At 71.4% G+C, this 18,799-nt stretch carries 17 protein-coding genes; 12 read left to right on the top strand and 5 right to left on the bottom strand.

Translation table 11 applies throughout. From position 1 onward, the window contains the following. Positions 1–92: 92 nt before the first annotated feature. Positions 93–1,316: an acetyl-CoA C-acetyltransferase gene (locus ABZ693_RS11220; RefSeq protein ID WP_359875567.1), complete on the top strand. Its 1,224-nt coding sequence runs from the start codon at positions 93–95 to the stop codon at positions 1,314–1,316. Between the two features lie 39 nt (positions 1,317–1,355). After that, the gene (locus ABZ693_RS11215) at positions 1,356–3,536 is read left to right on the top strand and encodes a 3-hydroxyacyl-CoA dehydrogenase NAD-binding domain-containing protein (RefSeq protein ID WP_359875566.1); all 2,181 of its coding nucleotides are present in this window, start codon (positions 1,356–1,358) and stop codon (positions 3,534–3,536) included. 18 nt (positions 3,537–3,554) lie between these two features. On the opposite strand, the gene ABZ693_RS11210 is transcribed toward ABZ693_RS11215, so the two are convergent. Then, positions 3,555–4,343: a MerR family transcriptional regulator gene (locus ABZ693_RS11210; protein ID WP_359875564.1), complete on the bottom strand. Its 789-nt coding sequence runs from the start codon at positions 4,341–4,343 to the stop codon at positions 3,555–3,557. 77 nt (positions 4,344–4,420) lie between these two features. Between ABZ693_RS11210 and ABZ693_RS11205 the strand changes: the two genes are divergently transcribed. Together ABZ693_RS11205 and ABZ693_RS11200 are read left to right on the top strand one after the other, a co-directional pair. Continuing rightward, the gene (locus tag ABZ693_RS11205; RefSeq protein WP_359875562.1) at positions 4,421–4,903 is read left to right on the top strand and encodes a macro domain-containing protein; all 483 of its coding nucleotides are present in this window, start codon (positions 4,421–4,423) and stop codon (positions 4,901–4,903) included. A gap of 90 nt (positions 4,904–4,993) precedes the next feature. Next, a complete protein-coding gene (locus ABZ693_RS11200) occupies positions 4,994–5,461 on the top strand; it encodes a hypothetical protein (protein WP_359875560.1) in 468 nt (155 codons plus the stop codon). Between the two features lie 89 nt (positions 5,462–5,550). Here ABZ693_RS11200 and ABZ693_RS11195 read toward each other — a convergent pair whose 3' ends face one another. Then, positions 5,551–6,603, bottom strand: coding sequence for a metallophosphoesterase family protein (locus ABZ693_RS11195; protein ID WP_359875559.1), 1,053 nt, complete (start codon positions 6,601–6,603; stop codon positions 5,551–5,553). Positions 6,604–7,064: 461 nt separating this feature from the next. On the opposite strand from ABZ693_RS11195, the gene ABZ693_RS11190 reads away from it, so the two are divergent. From ABZ693_RS11190 to ABZ693_RS11180, 3 genes are read left to right on the top strand one after another with little or no spacing between them, the layout of a single operon-like run. Continuing rightward, the gene (locus ABZ693_RS11190; protein WP_359875558.1) at positions 7,065–7,193 is read left to right on the top strand and encodes a hypothetical protein; all 129 of its coding nucleotides are present in this window, start codon (positions 7,065–7,067) and stop codon (positions 7,191–7,193) included. A gap of 12 nt (positions 7,194–7,205) precedes the next feature. Continuing rightward, a complete protein-coding gene (locus tag ABZ693_RS11185; RefSeq protein WP_359875557.1) occupies positions 7,206–9,701 on the top strand; it encodes a hypothetical protein in 2,496 nt (831 codons plus the stop codon). Positions 9,702–9,730: 29 nt separating this feature from the next. Next, positions 9,731–10,285, top strand: a complete 555-nt coding sequence (locus tag ABZ693_RS11180) for a hypothetical protein (protein ID WP_359875556.1) — start codon at positions 9,731–9,733, stop codon at positions 10,283–10,285. 119 nt (positions 10,286–10,404) lie between these two features. On the opposite strand, the gene sph is transcribed toward ABZ693_RS11180, so the two are convergent. Next, positions 10,405–11,403, bottom strand: coding sequence for a sphingomyelin phosphodiesterase (sph, locus tag ABZ693_RS11175; protein WP_359875555.1), 999 nt, complete (start codon positions 11,401–11,403; stop codon positions 10,405–10,407). Between the two features lie 173 nt (positions 11,404–11,576). Between sph and ABZ693_RS11170 the strand changes: the two genes are divergently transcribed. The 3 genes from ABZ693_RS11170 (at position 11,577) to ABZ693_RS11160 (ending at position 14,065) form a co-directional block, all read left to right on the top strand. Then, positions 11,577–12,062, top strand: coding sequence for a F0F1 ATP synthase subunit B family protein (locus ABZ693_RS11170; RefSeq protein WP_359875553.1), 486 nt, complete (start codon positions 11,577–11,579; stop codon positions 12,060–12,062). Positions 12,063–12,333: 271 nt separating this feature from the next. Next, positions 12,334–13,269 (top strand): oxygenase MpaB family protein, encoded by a 936-nt coding sequence (locus ABZ693_RS11165; RefSeq protein WP_359875552.1) that lies wholly within the window; start codon positions 12,334–12,336, stop codon positions 13,267–13,269. A gap of 157 nt (positions 13,270–13,426) precedes the next feature. Then, entirely contained in the window at positions 13,427–14,065 is a 639-nt protein-coding gene (locus tag ABZ693_RS11160; RefSeq protein ID WP_359875551.1) for a LysE family translocator, read from the top strand. Positions 14,066–14,117: 52 nt separating this feature from the next. Here the strand turns inward: ABZ693_RS11160 and ABZ693_RS11155 are convergent, their stop codons facing one another. Next, on the bottom strand, positions 14,118–14,702 hold the full coding sequence (locus tag ABZ693_RS11155; protein ID WP_359875550.1) for a TetR/AcrR family transcriptional regulator: 585 nt from the start codon (positions 14,700–14,702) through the stop codon (positions 14,118–14,120). Between the two features lie 47 nt (positions 14,703–14,749). Here ABZ693_RS11155 and ABZ693_RS11150 point away from each other — a divergent pair, with 47 nt between their 5' ends. Continuing rightward, on the top strand, positions 14,750–15,304 hold the full coding sequence (locus ABZ693_RS11150) for a GNAT family N-acetyltransferase (RefSeq protein ID WP_359875549.1): 555 nt from the start codon (positions 14,750–14,752) through the stop codon (positions 15,302–15,304). 197 nt (positions 15,305–15,501) lie between these two features. Here ABZ693_RS11150 and ABZ693_RS11145 read toward each other — a convergent pair whose 3' ends face one another. Then, positions 15,502–17,043 carry a M1 family metallopeptidase gene (locus ABZ693_RS11145; protein WP_359875548.1) on the bottom strand — a complete coding sequence of 514 codons (1,542 nt, stop codon included), beginning with the start codon at positions 17,041–17,043 and terminating at the stop codon, positions 15,502–15,504. Positions 17,044–17,444: 401 nt separating this feature from the next. Here ABZ693_RS11145 and ABZ693_RS11140 point away from each other — a divergent pair, with 401 nt between their 5' ends. Next, positions 17,445–18,755 (top strand): M14 family metallopeptidase, encoded by a 1,311-nt coding sequence (locus ABZ693_RS11140; protein WP_435842400.1) that lies wholly within the window; start codon positions 17,445–17,447, stop codon positions 18,753–18,755. The last annotated feature ends 44 nt before the right edge of the window (positions 18,756–18,799 follow it).

Below are 18,799 nucleotides of genomic sequence, written 5' to 3'. Positions count from 1 at the left end.
CGACCCGGGCCCGCCCTCGACCTCCGCGAGCGCCCCGGCCCCCCGCGCGCCGCCCGGCCCTCGCGTCCGACCCTCATGTGAAAGGCACCACCGTGACCACCGAAGCGTACGTCTACGACGCGATCCGCACCCCGCGCGGCCGCGGCAAGGCCAACGGGGCCCTGCACGGCACCAAGCCGATCGACCTGGTCGTCGGCCTGATCCGGGAGATCCAGGTCCGCCAGCCCGGCCTCGACCCGGCCGCCATCGACGACATCGTCCTCGGCGTCGTCGGCCCCGTCGGCGACCAGGGCTCCGACATCGCCCGGATCGCCGCCATCGCCGCCGGCCTGCCCGACACCGTCGCCGGTGTCCAGGAGAACCGCTTCTGCGCCTCCGGCCTCGAAGCCGTCAACATGGCCGCGATGAAGGTCCGCTCCGGCTGGGAGGACCTGGTCCTGGCCGGCGGCGTCGAGTCCATGTCCCGCGTCCCGATGGCCTCCGACGGCGGCGCCTGGTTCGCCGACCCGATGACCAACATGGCCACCAACTTCGTCCCCCAGGGCATCGGCGCCGACCTCATCGCCACCATCGAGGGCTTCTCCCGCCGCGACGTCGACGAGTACGCCGCCCTCTCCCAGGAGCGCGCCGCCGAAGCCTGGAAGGCGGGCCGCTTCGACCGCTCCGTCGTCCCCGTCACGGACCGCGCCGGCCTCACCGTCCTCGACCACGACGAGCACATGCGCCCCGGCACCACCGCCGACTCGCTCGCCCGCCTCAAGCCGTCCTTCGCGGACATCGGCGAGCTGGGCGGCTTCGACGCCGTCGCGCTGCAGAAGTACCACTGGGTCGAGGAGATCGACCACGTTCACCACGCCGGCAACTCCTCCGGCATCGTCGACGGCGCCTCCCTCGTCGCCGTCGGTTCGCGCGAGACCGGCGAGCGGTACGGGCTGACGCCCCGCGCCCGGATCGTCTCCGCCGCCGTCTCCGGCTCCGAGCCGACCATCATGCTCACCGGCCCCGCCCCGGCCGCCCGCAAGGCGCTCGCCAAGGCCGGCCTCACCATCGACGACATCGACCTGATCGAGATCAACGAGGCCTTCGCCGCCGTCGTCCTGCGCTTCGCCAAGGAGATGGGCGTCTCCCTCGACAAGATCAACGTCAACGGCGGCGCCATCGCACTCGGCCACCCGCTCGGCGCCACCGGCGCGATGATCCTCGGCACGGTCGTCGACGAGCTGGAGCGGCAGGGCAAGCGCTACGGCCTCGTCACCCTGTGCGTCGGCGGCGGCATGGGCATCGCCACCATCGTCGAGCGCGTCGAGCGCTTCTGACCGCCCGGTCCGAACCCCTCTTACGGAGAAGCATCAGTCATGAGCGAGAGCACCACCATCCGCTGGGAGCAGGACGAGACCGGCGTCGTCACCCTCGTCCTCGACGACCCGGACCAGTCCGCGAACACCATGAACCAGGCCTTCCGGGCCTCCATCAAGGCCGTCGCCGACCGCGCCGTGGCCGAGAAGGACTCCATCCGCGGCATCATCTACACCTCCGCGAAGAAGACCTTCTTCGCCGGCGGCGACCTCAAGGACATGATCAAGGCCGGTCCCGAGGACGCCCGGCCGATCTTCGAGGCCGCCCTGGAGATGAAGGACGCGCTGCGCCGCATCGAGACCCTCGGCAAGCCCGTCGTCGCCGCGATCAACGGTGCCGCGCTCGGCGGCGGCTACGAGATCGCGCTCGCCTCCCACCACCGCGTCGCCCTCGACGCGCCCGGCTCCAAGATCGGCCTGCCCGAGGTCACCCTCGGCCTGCTCCCGGGCGGCGGCGGCGTCGCCCGTACCGTACGCCTCATGGGCATCACCGACGCCCTGCTGAAGGTGCTGCTCCAGGGCACCCAGTACACCCCGCAGCGGGCGCTCGCGAGCGGCCTCGTGCACGAGCTGGCCGACTCCCCGGAGGACCTGCTCGCGAAGGCCCGCGCCTTCATCGACGCGCACCCCGCGTCGCAGCAGCCCTGGGACGTGCCCGGCTACCGGATTCCCGGCGGCACCCCGTCGAACCCGAAGTTCGCCGCCAACCTGCCGGCCTTCCCCGCCAACCTGCGCAAGCAGCTGAACGGCGCGCCCTACCCGGCGCCCCGCAACATCATGGCGGCGGCCGTCGAGGGCTCCCAGGTCGACTTCGAGACCGCGCTCGTCATCGAGAGCCGCTACTTCACCGAGCTGGTCACCGGCCAGACCGCGAAGAACATGATCCAGGCGTTCTTCTTCGACCTGCAGGCCGTCAACTCCGGCGCCAACCGCCCCCAGGGCATCGAGAAGCGCCCGGTCCGCAAGGTCGCCGTGCTCGGCGCCGGCATGATGGGCGCCGGCATCGCGTACTCCTGCGCCCGGGCCGGCATCGACGTCGTCCTCAAGGACGTCAGCACCGAGGCCGCGGCCAAGGGCAAGGCGTACTCCGAGAAGCTGTGCGCCAAGGCCGTCGGCCGGGGCCGCACCACCCAGGAGAAGGCCGACGCGCTGCTCGCCCGGATCGCCCCGACCGGCGACGTGGCGGACCTGGCCGGCTGCGACGCCGTCATCGAGGCGGTCTTCGAGGACACCGCGCTCAAGCACAAGGTGTTCCAGGAGATCCAGCACGTCGTCGAGCCCGACGCGCTGCTGTGCTCCAACACCTCCGCGCTGCCCATCACCACCCTCGCCGAGGGCGTCGAGCGGCAGGCCGACTTCATCGGTCTTCATTTCTTCTCGCCGGTCGACAAGATGCCGCTCGTCGAGATCATCAAGGGCGAGAGCACCGGCGACGAGGCCCTGGCCCGCGCCTTCGACCTGGTCCGCCAGATCAACAAGACGCCGATCGTCGTCAACGACTCGCGCGGCTTCTTCACCTCCCGGGTGATCGGCCAGTTCATCAACGAGGGCGTCGCCATGGTCGGCGAGGGCATCGAGCCCGCCTCCGTCGAGCAGGCCGCGGCCCAGGCCGGCTACCCGGCCAAGGTCCTCTCCCTCATGGACGAGCTGACCCTCACCCTGCCGCGCAAGATCCGCAACGAGTCGAAGAAGGCCGTCGAGGAGGCCGGCGGCACCTGGACCTCGCACCCCGGCGAGGCCGTCATCGACCGCATGGTCGACGAGTTCGGCCGCCCGGGCCGCAGCGGCGGCGGCGGCTTCTACGAGTACGGCGAGGACGGCGCGCGCGGCAAGCTGTGGCCGGGCCTGCGCGAGCACTTCGCCAAGCCGGACGCGGAGATCCCGTTCACGGACATGCAGGAGCGGATGCTCTTCGCCGAGGCCCTGGACACCGTACGGCTGGTCGAGGAAGGCGTGCTGACCTCGGTCGCCGACGCCAACATCGGCTCCATCCTCGGCATCGGCTTCCCGGCCTGGACCGGCGGCGTGCTCCAGTACGTCAACGGCTACGAGGGCGGTGTCGCCGGCTTCGTCGCGCGGGCCCGCGAGCTGGCCGCCATCTACGGCGAGCGCTTCACCCCGCCCGCCCTCCTGGTGGAGAAGGCCGAGCGGGGCGAGGTCTTCACGGACGCCCCGGCGTAGCCGGCGGGGCGGGCGCGCTCAGGACGCCGGCGGTGGCGGCGTCCTGAACGCGCTCCTCAGCTCCTCGCTGAGGGACCGCTGAAAGGCCGTCACGAGGGCCTGGATCACCATCGGCTGCATGTGCGCCGACAGCGACTTCATCGCGCTGAGGTGGTCCGGGTCCTCGCCGCTCTCCCGGTACGGGTTCCACACCTGCTCCTGGAACAGCCGGGCCAGCTCGTGCGCGGCCCCGCGCGCGTGCGCGAGCAGCACGGCGCGGGAGGCGAGGATCGTCTCGTGCTCGATGGGGACGTCGAGCAGCTCCACGCCGAGCCGCAGCAGGGAGCCGTCGAGCCGGAACACGTCCGGGTCGGGGCCCCGTTCGAGGACCCCCATCGCGGCGAGCCGGTCCACGTCCCGGTCGGCCAGCGGCCGCCCGGCCCGCCGCCGCAGCTCCTGGAGCGTGATCTCCTCCGCCGACTCGGGCGCCCAGGAGGCGACCAGGGCGCGGTGCACCGCCAGGTCCTGGGCACTGAGATCGGACGGCAGCTGCTCCAGATAGCGTTCGATCGCGGCGAGCGTCATGCCCTGCCGCTGGAGCTCCTCGATGAGGGCGAGCCGGGACAGATGGGCGGGCCCGTAGTGGCCGACCCGGCGGGGTCCGATGACGGGCGGCGGCAGCAGCCCCCGGGTCCCGTAGAACCGCACCGTCCGCACGGTCACCCCGGCCCGGGCGGCCAGCTCGTCCACGGTGTAGACGGGGTCGCCGGGACCGCCCGGCGCACTCGCCCGCTGCCCGCCGTCGTGCTCGTCGCTCGCGTGAACCATGGTTCAACAGTATTGCTGTCTCACCGGCGCTGTAAAAGACAGCGGGCGTTGTCGGTGCCGACTCGTACGGTGACCCCATGAACGCGATCGCGTACGTACAGGGGGACGCCACCACGCCGCACGGCAAGGGCGTCAAGATCGTCGCGCATGTCTGCAACGACCTCGGCGGCTGGGGCAAGGGCTTCGTCCTCGCGCTCTCGCGCCGCTGGCCGGAGCCGGAGGCGGCGTACCGCCGCTGGCACCGCGAGCGGGCCGGCAACGACTTCGGGCTCGGCGCCGCCCAGTTCGTCCAGGTGACCCCGTATCTGTGGGTGGCCAACATGGTCGGGCAGCGGGGGATGCGCCGGGGCCGGAGCAGCGGGGTGCCGGTGCGGTACGAGGCGATCGACGCGGCGCTCGGGCTGCTCGCCGACAAGGCGGTGGAGCTGGGCGCGTCCGTGCACATGCCGCGCATCGGCTGCGGGCTCGCGGGCGGGGAGTGGGCGCGGGTCGAGCCGCTGGTGACGGAGCGGCTGACGGCGCGGGGGATAGCGGTCACCGTGTACGACTTCGGGGCGTAGTGGACCACGGGACACCCTGGCGGGGGAGAGGGCGTGGCGGACGCTAGAGTCGTGCGCCTGTTTGCATCAGGGGAGGGGAGAGGGAGGCGTATGCAGACGCAACTCAGGGAGACGGCAAGGGAGTTGGCCGCCGTCCTGTGGCGGGAGCACACCGTGTACCGCGAGCGCGGCGGCGGGGTGGTGATCCGGGGCGAGCACGTACGGCGCTGGATCAGCCTCGCGCCGACCGGCGGGCGGGACCAGGCGCTGGTCCGGGCCGGACGGATCCTGGACGGCGGGACGACCGCGCCCGCGCGCCTGGAGGCCGTGGTCGACCTGTCCTCCGGCACGGCCGAGCTGGCCGCGGTCTGCCGCCGCCTGCTCGCCGAGACCGCCGCCGACGCGGCCCCCTCCGCTGCCGCGCCGAAACCCCCGCGCCGGACCCGGCCGCGCTCCGCCGGCCGTACGGCACGCACGCGTGCGGGGCGCCACACGGGCCTCGGCTCGTGGGTGGTGCTGCTGTGCGTCGCGGGCGTGGTGGCCCTCTGGGCGTACAGCTACTACGGCACCCTCTACTGACGGAGGGGCGGGGAACGGGAGCTGGTGCGGGAGCGGGTAGGGGGCCGGGCCGCGCCACCGGGCCCTGGCGGCGCGGTCCGGCCCGGTGATCAGATCCGGGTAGCCAGCGGGACGGATATCCGCTTCATCCAGCTGCCGGTCGCGAAGTCCCGCGCTTTGATGACGACGCGATCGCGGAACACGTCCACCTGGAGACCCTGGTTGAAGTGACCGGGGACGGTGATCTCGCCGCCCTGGCCGTTGTCGGCGAAGCCGGTCTGCACCGCACCGGTGTTGATCACCGAGAAGCCGTCGAGGTTGGCGGTGCCCGGCACCACCCGGCGCACGTACCAGTCGGACAGGTTCAGGTCCCAGTGGGTGTGGCCGCTGAACAGGAACACGTCGCGGTGCCGCCCGAGGAGACCGAGCAGCCGGTCGGGCTGGAGATAGTCGCTCGTGTAGATCTTGCTGCGCGTACCGGAGACGGTGTTCGGCAGCGGGTGGTGGGTGATCACCATGACCGGCTTGCGCCGCCGCTCCCAGTACCGCAGCCGGTCCTCGAGCCACTGGAACTGCGCCTCGCTCATCCACACCTCGTCCCACAGGGACTTGTCGTGGAAGTGCATGTAGCGCTCGGTGCCGATGGTGAGCACCGGGATCCCGCCGAACGTGGTCTCCGCGTAGGTCCGGGAACGCCCCGCGAAGCGGTAGAAGCTCCGGAAGAGGGAATCCTCGGTGGTGCCGTTGGGCCAGGTGTCCTGGGCGAGCGTGCTCGGGTCGGACCACTTCGGGACGTAGAACTCGTGGTTGCCGATGGCCCAGGCGACCTCGCGCGGCTTCGGGCCCCGGTCCAGCGTCTTCTTCACGTCGGCGTACTCGAAGTCGTAGCCGCGCGGGGTGATGTCCCCGGCGACGGCCATGCCGGAGGAGTGCGGGTTGGACGCCTTGATGTCCGCCAGGGCCTGGGTGAAGTCGCCGAGGTCGCCCTGGATGTCGCTGATGACGTTGAACGTGGTGACGAGCTTGCCACCGCCCTTGCCGTCGTTGTCGTTGTCGGCGTGACCGCCGCGCGCGGCGGACGGTGCGGCCTCTGCGGGCACCTGGGCGAGTCCACCGAGCATCAGGGCTCCGGCGGTCGCACCCAGCAGGGATCTGCGTTCCACGGACGTTCCTCTCGTCTGTCGCGCGGGGCAGGGGGAGGTCTGCCCCGCGCATGGGGCTAGACCCGTTATGAGTAAGCGATCAAGCGGGCAGCCAGATGAACGCGCCCCGACATCCCGACGGCCGTCGGCCGTGGTTCTGGTCGCTCGGTCCCGGCCGCTCTCGCTGGGACCGTCTCGTCCCGCCCGGATCCCGCAAGCGGGGGCGATCCCGTGATGGCAACATCCCGAGGCCTTGGCCGCCGTATGAAACGTGTCAAGAAAAGGCGCCCGGCTGGATCTTCGTGCCGGTCCTCGAAAGTATCGGCTCAGGCATTGCACATGTGAACAACTGGGGGAGTGGATGTCGTTCGACCTGGGAGGGACGGCGACCGAGCGCACCGTTGCCGCGAACGCCGGCACGGGCCCGAACCGCCTCGACCTGTGCGGAGCCGACGATGTGGTCCGATCCGTCAGTTACTGACGTGGGCACGGTCGCGAGCGAGGCGTACAGGTTCTGCGGAGTCCTCGACCGCTCGGCCGCGTCCCACAAGAAGGACGGCGACATCGTGGGCTCAGCGGTCGTTTCCCGGATCGACGGACACGTCACCTGAGGGGTGGAGACTGTGGCGCTCGGATTCGACGATGTACTGCACGCCCCACTGGGGAAACTGAAGGAAGCGGTGACGGACTGGTCTCAGATGGTGTCCAAGCTGGAAATTCTGGCCGAAGACGCGGGCAAGGGAATGAAGGCCAAGTCCGACAGAGCGGACTGGAAGGGAGTGAACGCCGACGTCACCAGGCCGTTCATCGCCAAGACGGCCAAGGAGTTCGACGATGCGGCGAAAGCCGCGAAGGGTGTCCACAGCGTCCTGGAAGAGGGATACGCGTCCTTTCAGAGGGCCAAGCAAGCACTCTGGAAGATCGTGGACGAGGAGGCTCCCGCACGGCGGGTCTCGGTCGCGGCGGACGGCACCGTGCGGGCGTCCTCGCCGCTCGAACAGAGCGTTGACACGGCGGGCAAGCACGATCCGGACTACCAGGTGGCCCTGCGTAAGGAGCGGGCGGACATCGCGTACATCGAAGGCCGGATTCGATCCGTCCTCGAAGAGGCCGACGAGGCCGACCGCGACATCACCAAGACACTGCGGGCTAATCTTGGGGACAACCCCCACGACTTCACTTCCCCGGTCTACGCTGGCACTGACGAGATGAACGCCGCCCGGGCCGCCGACCTCGCGCGCAAGGGTGACAGGGCGACGGACCAAGAGCTCAAGGAACTTCGAGGGCTTCTCCACGATCACTCTCGGTCGCCCGAGTTCGCCACCGCCTTTTACGAGCGGCTAGGCCCCGACCAGAGTGTGAAGTTCTTCGCGGATCTCACTCTGAACGGAGAGGGGGACAGCAAGGAACGGGCTCAGACGGTCAAGGCCCTGCAGAAGGACCTTGGCCTCGCGCTGGCCACCGCTACCGACGGCGACCACCGCCCCCACCTGTCGGAGCAGTGGCAGACCGACCTGCGGCGTGTCGGAGCGAGCCTCATCGACGTGGACCCGGGGCGCCGGGCCAACTATCAGCCGTACGGCTACCAGATACTCGGCAACATCCTGCGATACGGCGAGTACGACCGGCGATTCCTTACACCGCTTGCCGAACACGCGGCCCAGCTTCAGGCGAACGACCCCGAGATTTGGAAGCGCAGCGTTCCGCAGAACGAGCCGTACATCGGCATCAACCTCAACCCCGCTGGCGGTGATGGTAGCTCCGGATTCAATGCCATGACCGGAATCCTTGAGGCGCTCGGGCACAGTCCGGAAGCGGCGAAGGACTTCTTCGACGGCAAGATGACGCCGTACTCCCTGGACGGCCAGAAGATGGACAAGGCGTATTTCGACCGCGAGGTCACGGGCGGCCTCGGCGTCGAGACCCTCGACAGCTGGAATCTACGTCAGGACGCCGACGGAAACCTTTACCTGAAGGATCTCCAGCCCGACAGCGGCCTAGGTGGCAAGACGTACGCCGACTACTTCGAGATGTTCACCGACAAGGACTACCCCTGGTTCGACGACCGCTCGGAGACCGGGCCGGCCATCGGCGACGGCGATGGCGAGGAAGCCTGGGAGAAGGCCGCCGAGAAGGCGAACGACGCGGGTCCGAACGCCCTCGGCCACGCCTTGGAGGCGGCTGTCTCGGGGCGGGCGTATGACGAGGAGACAAGCCACGCCAAGCCGGTGCCTCACACCGATGACCAAGCGGAGCTGATGCACCGGGTCGTGGAGAAGTTCGGAAACGACCCAGGCAATGAGCTGATCTCCGTGAAGGGTGAAGGCGAAGAGCAGAAGCGCGGCCCGCTGACCGCGATGAACGACAGTCTCGGCAACATGACGGCCGAGTACATGCGGGACTTCCAGAAGGGCATGGGTGCCTCGCGTATCGAGACCAACGGGTGCGACGCCGACCTCCAGGCGCTCAACGACGGTCAGATCACGCGCTTCCTGGGAACCGTCGGAAAGGATCCGGATGCCTACGGCGCCATCGTGAACGCCCAGCAGGCCACGACGACCGACCTGATGAACGGGCTCGCGGACGGATACGTGGAGGGCGGCAGGAAGGACGACTTCGGCGACGTACGCAAGGACGTGGAGACGTACACCAAGCCGGGAGCGACGATCGCGGGCATTGTGTCCGAGGCGCGGGCGGAAGCCATGTACGTCGAAAAGACGGCGGGGGACTCCGAGTTCAACGAGGGCCTCAAGGAGGGTACGAAGTGGGCCGACCGCGCCTTCGGAGTCGTCAGCAAGCCGCTGGAGGCCTCCGGAGTCGGCTCACCGCTGGCCTGGGTCGTCGAGGACATCAAGGAATCCGTCACGAAGAACTATGAGAGGGACACAGGGGAGGAGGCCGTGACAAGCTCGAGCGAATATCTGGACAAGCAGCGGCAGGCGAGCGCCACGGCCGCGCGCCAGGCCGCCGAACTTGGGGCCAAGGAAGCCGGTCTGAGCGTGGAGGAACAGCGGAAGTTCGGCGACGACGCCGAGAACGCGGCCAACGCCGGGTACGACGAAGGCCGGGGCCGGCAGAGCGGCTACGTGCCGCCGGCGAAGAGCGGAGGCGACGGGTGATTGTCCTGCCGCGCTCGCGACGTGCGCGGATGGCCGCCGCCCTGGGGGCCGCGGCGCTTCTGGCGGGTGGCGGGGTCTGGTGGTGGCTCGCGGGCAGGTCGGAGCCGGAGCCCGTGGCGGTGCCGCCGGAGGTGTGCGGAGGCGCTCTTCCCGCCGGCCGGAGCGTCGCGGCGCTGCTGCCGGCCGAGGGCGCTCCTTACGCCGAGAGGCTCACGCCGGACTTCACACTGCCGAGCGGATTCTGGTGCGGAGTCACGGCAGGGGGCGTCTACCTGGACTTCGACTACTGGCGTGACGTCTCCTCGGCGTACGACGAGGAGCTCGCCGAGCAGTCACGGAGCCCCGCCAACGCCCGGATCCGGCGGGGGACGGCACACGGCTACGCGAATGAGAGCAAGGCCGTGCTGTTCGTGGACTGTCCTTCTCCGTCCTCGGGCCGCGAGGAAACGCTGAAGGTGCAGGTTCAGACGCGGATGCACGTCGTGGCACGCGGCGACCGGCCGGTGGAGGAATTCGAACGGCTGGTGGGAGATGCCGCCCGCTACGTCGCCGCGCAGGTCGGGTGCGCGCCCGTGGAGGGGTGAGTGAAGTCGGTCCACGGGGACCCGGTGGGCGCCGACGCGGACGAGGCCCTTTCCCGCGTACCTCCGGGGGAAGGACCTCGTCGTGCCTGGTGCTGTGGTGGGGGTGTCAGCCGGTCACGTCACTGGCCGGTGACCGGGTAGTGGTCGGACAGGTTGGTGTACGTGTAGTCCTTGCCCCAGCTGCTGACCGTCCACGGCGCGGTCTGTTCCCGCACCACCGTGTTCGTCCAGCTCGCCGGCCGGGCGTTGCCCGCGCGGTACAGGACGTAGTCGAGGTCCTCGCGCGGGTCGGTCGGGTAGCGGTCGAGGGCGATCGAGTTGAGCTGGGTGTCGAAGGAGTACGGGTGCCCGTCGCGGGTGTCCGCGCCGGCCAGGCCCGCGTCCGCGAGCATCGTCGCGTACTCGGGCGTGCGCGAGTCCACGTTCAGGTCGCCCGCCACGATCACCTGCTCGCCCGCCGGGATGTTCTTGGCGTCGAGGAAGGAGTCGACGGCCTTGAACTGGCGGCTGCGCACCTGGGCCGCCTCGCCCGCGCCGCAGCCCGGGTCGGTGGACTGGGTGTGCGTGCCGACCACGTGCACCTTGCTGCCGCTCACGTCGAGGACCGCGTAGACGAAGCCCTTGTTCGAGAACCAGTCGGAGCCGCAGCCGTCCTTGTACACGAACTGCTCCTTGCGGACCACCGGCCACTTGCTGAGCACCGTCACCCCGCCGTCCTCCGGGGTCAGGGCCGAGTAGTTGCCGCCCGTGGCGTCCCAGCCCGACTTCGAGCGGCCGAGGACCGGGGTCTGGTACGGGTACTGCGCGGCGGCCTTCGCCTTCAGGGCGTCGGACGAGGAGTTGTCGAAGGCTTCCTGGAGCACCACGACGTCCTGGCCCTGGAAGAAGGACGCGGCCGGGATCGCCGCGGCCCGGTGGTCCTGTCCCCAGTTCGGGTACAGGTTCTTCGACATGAGGAAGGTGTTGTACGTCAGCACCTTCAGGCGCGGGGCGGCAGTGGCCGAAGGGGCCGCGGAGGCGGCGGGGGCCGCCGCCGTCAGCGCGGCCGCGGCCAGCGTGACCGACAGGGCGGTGGACAGGGCGGCGCCAGGGATCCGGCGAAGGGCGGCGAGCGGCACTGATAACTCCCGGGAAGGGTGGGGGTTTGAACCGGCGCCGCACATCAAAGCAGCCGTAGTTACCTTCGGGTAGCCTTTGGGTGCCGCGAATATGGCCCGCCGCGCACGAGCCGGCCAACTTCACTGCCCCGGGTCCAGGAAAGGCACCCCTCGCAGGCAGGTAGAATGCGCGCATGACCCTCGCCAACAAGCAGATCTTCCCCATCGACCTGGGTCCCCTGAACCCGGTCTGGGCCGAGCTCATCCTCGGTGCCATCCTCTTCGCCCTGACCTTCCTGATCCTGGCCAAGGGGATCCTCCCGAAGATCAACCGCACGCTCGCCGAGCGTGAGGACGCCATCGACGGCGGCACCGACCGCGCCGACGGCCTGCGCGCCGAGGCCACCGCCGTCCGTGAGCAGTACGAGGCCGAGCTGGCCGAGGCCCGCCACGACGCGGCCCGCATCCGCTCGCAGGCCACCGAGGAAGGCTCGAAGGCCATCGCCGCCGCCCGTGCCGAGGGCATCGCCGAGCGCGACGGCATCCTGGCCGCCGGCCACCAGCAGATCGCCGCGGAGCGCGAGACCGCCGAGCGCGAGCTCGCCGGTGACGTCGACTCCTGGGCCCACGCCCTCGCCGGCCGCATCGTCGGCGAGCCGGTCGGCGCCCAGCGCGCCTGACGCACCGCGCACACCCGTACGGGGCCGTGCCCCGGGCCATCGAGCCCGGGTCACGGCCCCGCGTCGTATCCGCGACCGCCCGGCCGGACGGAACACGTCCGCGACCGGCTCGACGAGGCCGTACGAGGCCGGTGAACCGGCAGGCCGCACCCGGACCGCCGGACTGCCGGACCGCCGGACTGCCGGGCCGCCGGGCCGTTCGGGCCTTGCAGGCCGTACACGGTCCGAGGCAGCCTGAGAAGCGAACAGCGAAAAGGCACGAGGGAACCGCATGAGCGAGAACGTCCGTACGTCCCGTCCGGCACCGGACCCCGCGGCACGGCCCGCCCGCCGTCCGGAGCGGGTGTCCGAGCGGATATCCGAGCGCGAGCCCGTACCGCCGCCCGTCGGCGGGGTGCTGTGGACCGTCGCCGGGGACATACGGGGACTGCTGATGCTGCCCGCCGCCCTCACCCTGCAGGTCGCCCACCCCGCCGTCGGCGCCGGCGTCGACGACCACTCCGTCTTCCGCACCGACCCGTGGGGCCGCGGCGAGCGCTCCCTGCGCTCGCTCCAGCTGTGGATCTACGGCGGTCCGGCCGCCGCCGAGGAGGGCCGCAGGCTCCGTGCGATGCACAAGCGGATCCAGGGCACCGACGCCCACGGCCGCCGCTACCACGCCCTCACCCCCGCCCACTACGCGTGGGTGCACGCCACCGGCTACCCCGTCTTCCGGCACGGCCTCCGTCTCCTGGCCCGTCCGCTCACCGAGGCGCAGGAGCGGCAGCTCTACGCGGAATGGCTCCAGGTCGGCCGGATTCTCGGCATCCACGACCGGGACATGCCGCAGACGATCGAGGAGTTCTGGCCGTACTACCACCGGGTCCTCGACGAGGAGCTCGAAGCCACCGTCGTCGTCCGTGAACTGCTCGACCCCGACGCGCTCGTCCCGGCCCCCGACCGCGGCCCGCTGCCGCTGCGGCTCGTCCTCCGGACGCTGTGGCCGTGGCTGCGCGGCCCGCTCCAGCGGGTCCGCGCCTTCGCCACCGTCGGTTTCATGCCCCCGGACGCCCGGGCCGCCCTCGGTCTGGAGTGGACGGCCGCGCAGGACCGCCGCCTGTGCCGCTTCGCCCGGATCATCCGCCTGGTCGTGCCCGTCCTGCCCGAGCGCCTGCGCTACCTCCCGCTGGCCCGCCGCGCCCGCCGCGCGGCCCGGACGGGTGCCTAGTGCTGCGACCGGAACGGTTCACCGGCTCGCGACGCCCGGCAAACCTTTCCGGTCACAGCACTAGGGTCGTCTCCCGGGCCGGCGGCGGACCGGTACGAGCAGCCCGCGAAGGGGTGCGTGCGCAGGTCGGAAGGCCGGTGCCATAGGCTGGCCTTCCATGGCAATAAGCACATCGCTGTGGTCCTTCGCCCTCGTCGTAGGGCTTCTCACGCTGACTCCCGGCCTCGACACCGCTCTGATCCTGCGTACCGCCGCCCTCGGCAGGCGCAACAGAGCCTGGGGCGTCGTCCTCGGAATCCAGTCGGGCACCCTCCTGTGGGGTGCGCTCACCTCCCTCGGGGTGACCGCGCTCTTCACCGCCTCGCACCTCGCCTACATGGCGTTGCGCTGGATCGGTGCCGCGTATCTCGTCTGGATGGGCGTCCGTATGCTGCGGGACACCTTCCGGGGCCTGCCCACGACCGGCGCCGGCGCATCCGACCCGCTTACCGGGAAGGACTCGTTCACCGGCGGCTGGCGGCAGGGGACGCTCACCAACCTCCTCAATCCGAAGATGGGTGCCTTCTACGTCGCCGTCCTGCCCCAGTTCGTCCCCGCCGGCGCACACCACTTCACCATGGGGCTGCTGCTCACCACGGTGCACATCGTCATCGGCCTGATGTGGTCGGCCGTCCTCATCGGCTTCGCCCGAGTGCTGAACGGACAGCTGCGACGTCCTCAGGCCCGTCGTCTGCTCGACCGCATCACCGGGACCGTCATCGCCGCCTTCGGCGTCCGGCTCGCTCTCGGCGACTGAGCGGTCGGCGCGAGCCGCGCTCCATGGCCTCGGACTCAGCCCGGCCGCGCGCTCAGGGCGCCAGCGCGGCGAGATAGGCGTCCACCAGGGCGGTCTGGTGCTCGGGCGGGAAGGCCGCCGGGTTGAACAGCGCCTGGACGACGAGGCCGAGGGCGAACGACTGCGCGGCGGTGGCCAGGTCGGACGGGTCGCCCGGGGCCAGTTCGCCGAGGTCCTGCGCGGTCGCGATCAGCTTCGCGAGCCGGTCGCGGCTGGCGCCGTACTTGTCCGCGTAGTCGGCCCCCAGGGCCGGGTCGGAGAGGGCGGTGTCCCAGGAGGAGACCCAGATCCGGTTGCTCGCCGTGGCCTCGTCGGTGAGCGGCAGGATGTCGAGCAGCGCGGCGCGGACCGCGGCCCGTCCCTGCTCGGCGGCCCGCCGCGGGCGGGCGGCGGTGCGCTCGTGGAGCAGATCGAGGGCGTACGCGACGAGGTCGCGTTTGGCCGGGAAGTAGTGGGTCAACAGGCCCGTGGTGGCCCCGAGTTCGGTGGCGACGGCGCGCAGCGTGAGCCCGCTGAACCCGTGCGCGGCCAGGACCCGCCAGACCGCCTCGGAGACATCGCGGCGGCGGGCCTCGTGGTCCCCCTTGGTACGTGCCATGCTGCTACGGTAATAGTCATAACGCCTGTTGTGTGAATGGGGTCCCCATGTTTTCCCTCCCCCTGCGGGACGGTGCCGTCCTCCGGCCGCTCGAAACCTCGCACGCCGAGGAGTTCGCCACCCACCTCGACCGGGCGCGCGACCACATCCGCCCCTGGGTCGGGCCGGCCTTCGTCACCACCGACGTCGACGGCGCCCGCGCCACCCTCGTCCGTTACGGCGAGCGGCAGGCCGCCGACGGCGGGCGGCTCTACGGGATCTGGCGCGAGGGCACCCTCGTGGGCGGCGTGATGTTCGTCGCCTTCGACGCCGAGTCCGGCAACTGCGAGCTGGGCTGCTGGCTCGAACCGGCCGGCGAGGGCCACGGCCTGATCACCGACGCCTGCGCCCTCCTCCTCGACTGGGCCTTCGTCGAGCGCGGTCTGCACCGCGCCGCGTGGCACTGCCGCGCCGACAACGCGCGCAGCGCCGCCGTGGCCCAGCGGCTCGGCATGACCCTGGAGGGTGTCAGCCGAGAGACCTGGACCTACGACGGCGCCCGCTACGACAAGCAGCAGTGGGCCGTCCTCGCCCGCGAGTGGCAGGCCCACCGCGCCGTCTGACGGCACCGACTGACGCCACAGGCCCGCCGCCCCCCTCCCCGTGGAGCGACGGCGGGCCCACGCAGTCGGGAATCCGGACCGGCCCCGGGAATCCGGACCGGCCCCGGGAGACCGGACCAGACCGGCCCGTACCCGGACGACCGGACCAGCCCCCGGGACACCGGCCCGTAGCCGGAAGGCCGGGCCGGCCTCGGCCGTCAGCGCCCGTCGCGCGCGTGGACGCTGTTCGTCGCCGCGATCTTCCGCCACGACTTCGGTGCCACGGGCTTCGCCGTCTTCGCGCCCGGCGCGGCCGCCAGGCCCGCCGCCGCGGCGGCCCGCGCCCCCGGCTTCACCGGCTGGTAGAGCCAGGTGTCGAAGAGCCCCGCCAGCGGCTTGCCGGAGACCCGCTCCGCGTACCGTACGAAGTCGGACACGTGCGCGTTGCCGTAGGCGTGCTCCTTCGGCCAGCCCTTGAGGATCGCGAAGAAGTCCGCGTCCCCGATCTCGTCGCGCAGCGCCTGGAGCGCCAGCGCGCCCCGGTCGTACACGGCGGCGTGGAACTGGTCGTCCGCGCCCGGGTCGCCCGGCTTCACCGTCCAGAACGGGTCGTCCGCCGGCCGCGACGCGTACGTGTAGTCGGCCAGCTCGCGGGCCGTGCCCTCGTCCTCCTTCTCCGACCACAGCCACTGGCTGTAGCGGGCGAAGCCCTCGTTGATCCAGATGTCCTTCCAGTCCGCGACCGACACGCTGTCGCCGTACCACTGGTGCGCCAGCTCGTGCACGACCACCGACACGTTGGAGCCGTTCGCGAACTGCCGCGGGCTGTAGAACGGCCGGGTCTGCGTCTCCAGGGCGAAGCCGCTGGGCACGTTCGGCACGTATCCGCCCAGCGCGCTGAAGGGGTACGGGCCGAAGACCGACTCCAGCCACTCCGCGACCTCGGTGCTGCGTTCGACCGAGGCGCGCGCCGCGCCCGCGTTGGCGCCGAGGTCCTTGCTGTACGCGTTGAGGACCGGCAGGCCGTTCGCCGTGACATCGGTGGTGATGTCGAACCTGCCGATGGCGAGCGTCGCCAGGTACGTCGCCTGCGGCTTGTCGGAGCGCCAGTTGTAGCGGGTCCAGCCCAGCTTCGAGGACTGCGACACCAGCACGCCGTTGCTGATCGCCTGGGTGCCGTCCGGCACCCGGACGGAGACGTCGAAGGTCGCCTTGTCCCGCGGGTGGTCGTTCGACGGGAACCACCACGCGGCCGCGTCCGGCTCCTGCGCCGCCACGCCCCCGTCCGGGGTGCGCTGCCAGGCCGACCAGCCGCCGACCTTGAACTCGGACGGCTTGCCGGCGTACCGGACCACCACCGATATCGGCGTGTCCTTCTTCAGCGGGGCCGCCGGGGTGATCTCCAGCTCGTGCTCGCCGGAGGCGGCGAACGCCGCGACGCGGCCGTTCACCCGCACCTCGCCGGCCCGCAGTCCGAGATCGAGGTTGAAGCGGGACAGGTCCTGGGTGGTGGTGGCGAGGATCGTCGCCGTGCCCTCCAGCAGGTCCGTCGCGGGCTGGTACGTCAGCCGCAGGTCGTAGTGCGAGACGTCGTAGCCGCCGTTGCCGCTGGCGGGGTAGTACGAGTCGCCGATACCCGGCGCGCCCGGCGTGGCGCCCGCCCGGGGCGAGGGCCCGCGGCCGACGGCGTCCGCCGTGATCGGGACCGCCAGCAGCAGGGCGGCCGCGAGGGCGCTCGGAACGATGATTCTGCGGTGCACGGGTGCTCCCCAAGTCGTGAGAAACGAACGGCCGCCGGTGCGCGTGGCCGTGTCCATGGCGAGCCCATCAGACCCTGGGAGCTCTGGCACGTCCAGAGCGCCCCCCGTCACATGATCGCCATCCGGCCGACACGAACCCGCCCGTACCACCCGCGACACGTGTCCCCGTTCCCGCCGGGACTCTTCCGCGCCGGGGGGAGACCGGGATACGTTCCGCCCCATGCCGACACGTGTGCGAAGCGCCCGCGACGGCCACCCGGCCGTGCCTCACTGTGTCCGGGGCCCGGGGCGCGTACACCCCCGTCCAGGGCCCGGGTCGCGTCCGTCCCGCACCGTGCCGTCCCGACCGGCGCCCCCGCGCACGCGACGCGCGCCGGCGCCCCGACCCCCGGTGAGGCCCGATGACCCGCACACCCCGAAGGCGCCGACGCGTGTTCACCGGCGCGGCGGCCGTCGCCGCGCTCGGCCTGCCCCTGCTCGCCGGCCCCACCGAGGCGGCGGGCAGCACGCCCGCGCCCGTGGCCGCGCTCCCGCGCACCGGTTTCGAGACGAGCGACGGCGCGCGCTGGACCACCGAGGCCGAGGAGACCGCCTTCCTGGCCGCCGTCGACCGCGACAGCCCCCGGCTGAGCGTCCGTTCCGTCGGCGCCACGGCGCAGGGCCGCCCGCTCCGGCTCGCCACCCTCGGCACCGGCGCCACCACCGTGCTCCTGATCTGCTCCCAGCACGGCGACGAACCCGCCGGCCGCGATACCTGCCTCGGCACCGTGCGCGATCTCGCCTACGCCCAGGACGCGGCGACCCGCCGCTTCCTCGCCCGTACCACCCTTCTCGTCGTCCCCACCGCCAACCCCGACGGCCGCGAGGCGAACACCCGCGGCAACAGTGTCGGCATCGACATCAACCGTGACCACCTCGCCCTGACCACCGCCGAGGCCCGCACCCTCGCCGCGGTGATCCGCGACCGGCGCCCCGAACTCGTCTACGACCTCCACGAGTACAGCGCCACCCCGGGCTATTACGACAAGGACCTGCTCGCGCTCTGGCCGCGCAACCTCAATACCGCGCCCCGGGTTCACGACGAGGCGCGCACCCTGTCCGAGTCGTACGTGCGGCCCACCGCCGGGCGCGCCGGATTCAGCAGCGGGATCTACGGGATCTGGACCGACCCCGTCACGGGCGAGCCGGTCAGACAGGTCGCGGGCGACGGCCAGGAACGCATCCTGCGCAATACGGCGGGCCTCAAACACGGAGTCGGGCTGCTCGTCGAGACCCGCGAGGATGCCTTCGACCCGGCCGAGCAGAACGATCCGGCCCTCAACCACCGGCGCCGCGTCGCCACCCAACAGGCCGCGCTCCAGGGGACGTTCGGCTACCTCGACGAGCGCCGCGGCCCGCTCATGGCCGCCACCGCCGCGGCCCGCCGCACCGGCCTGGCCGACCGGGGACCCGTCCTCCTCGGCGGCGCCGACAACGATCCCGCCGAGCCCGCCGACATCCTCCAGGACCCGCCCTGCGCCTATCGCCTGACGCGAGATCAGTACCGGGAATACCGCGACGAGTTGGCCCTGCACGGAGTGACCGTACGGCCGGACGGCGACGCGGGCGTGCTCGTCCCGCTGCGCCAGTCCCTGCGGGCGCTCGTCCCGTTGCTCCTCGATCCCCGGGCGGAACACGGGCTGACTCGCGGAGAGCCTGTGGAGAGGTGTTGAGGAACCGGTGACCGGCGTCATCCGCCGCGAAGTTCTTGATCATC

It is taken from the genome of Streptomyces laurentii, assembly GCF_040635425.1.
GTDB classification, from domain to species: Bacteria; Actinomycetota; Actinomycetes; order Streptomycetales; family Streptomycetaceae; genus Streptomyces; species Streptomyces laurentii.
The sequence above is the reverse complement of the archived record's forward strand: the minus strand, read 5'-3'. Positions and strand labels throughout refer to the sequence as shown.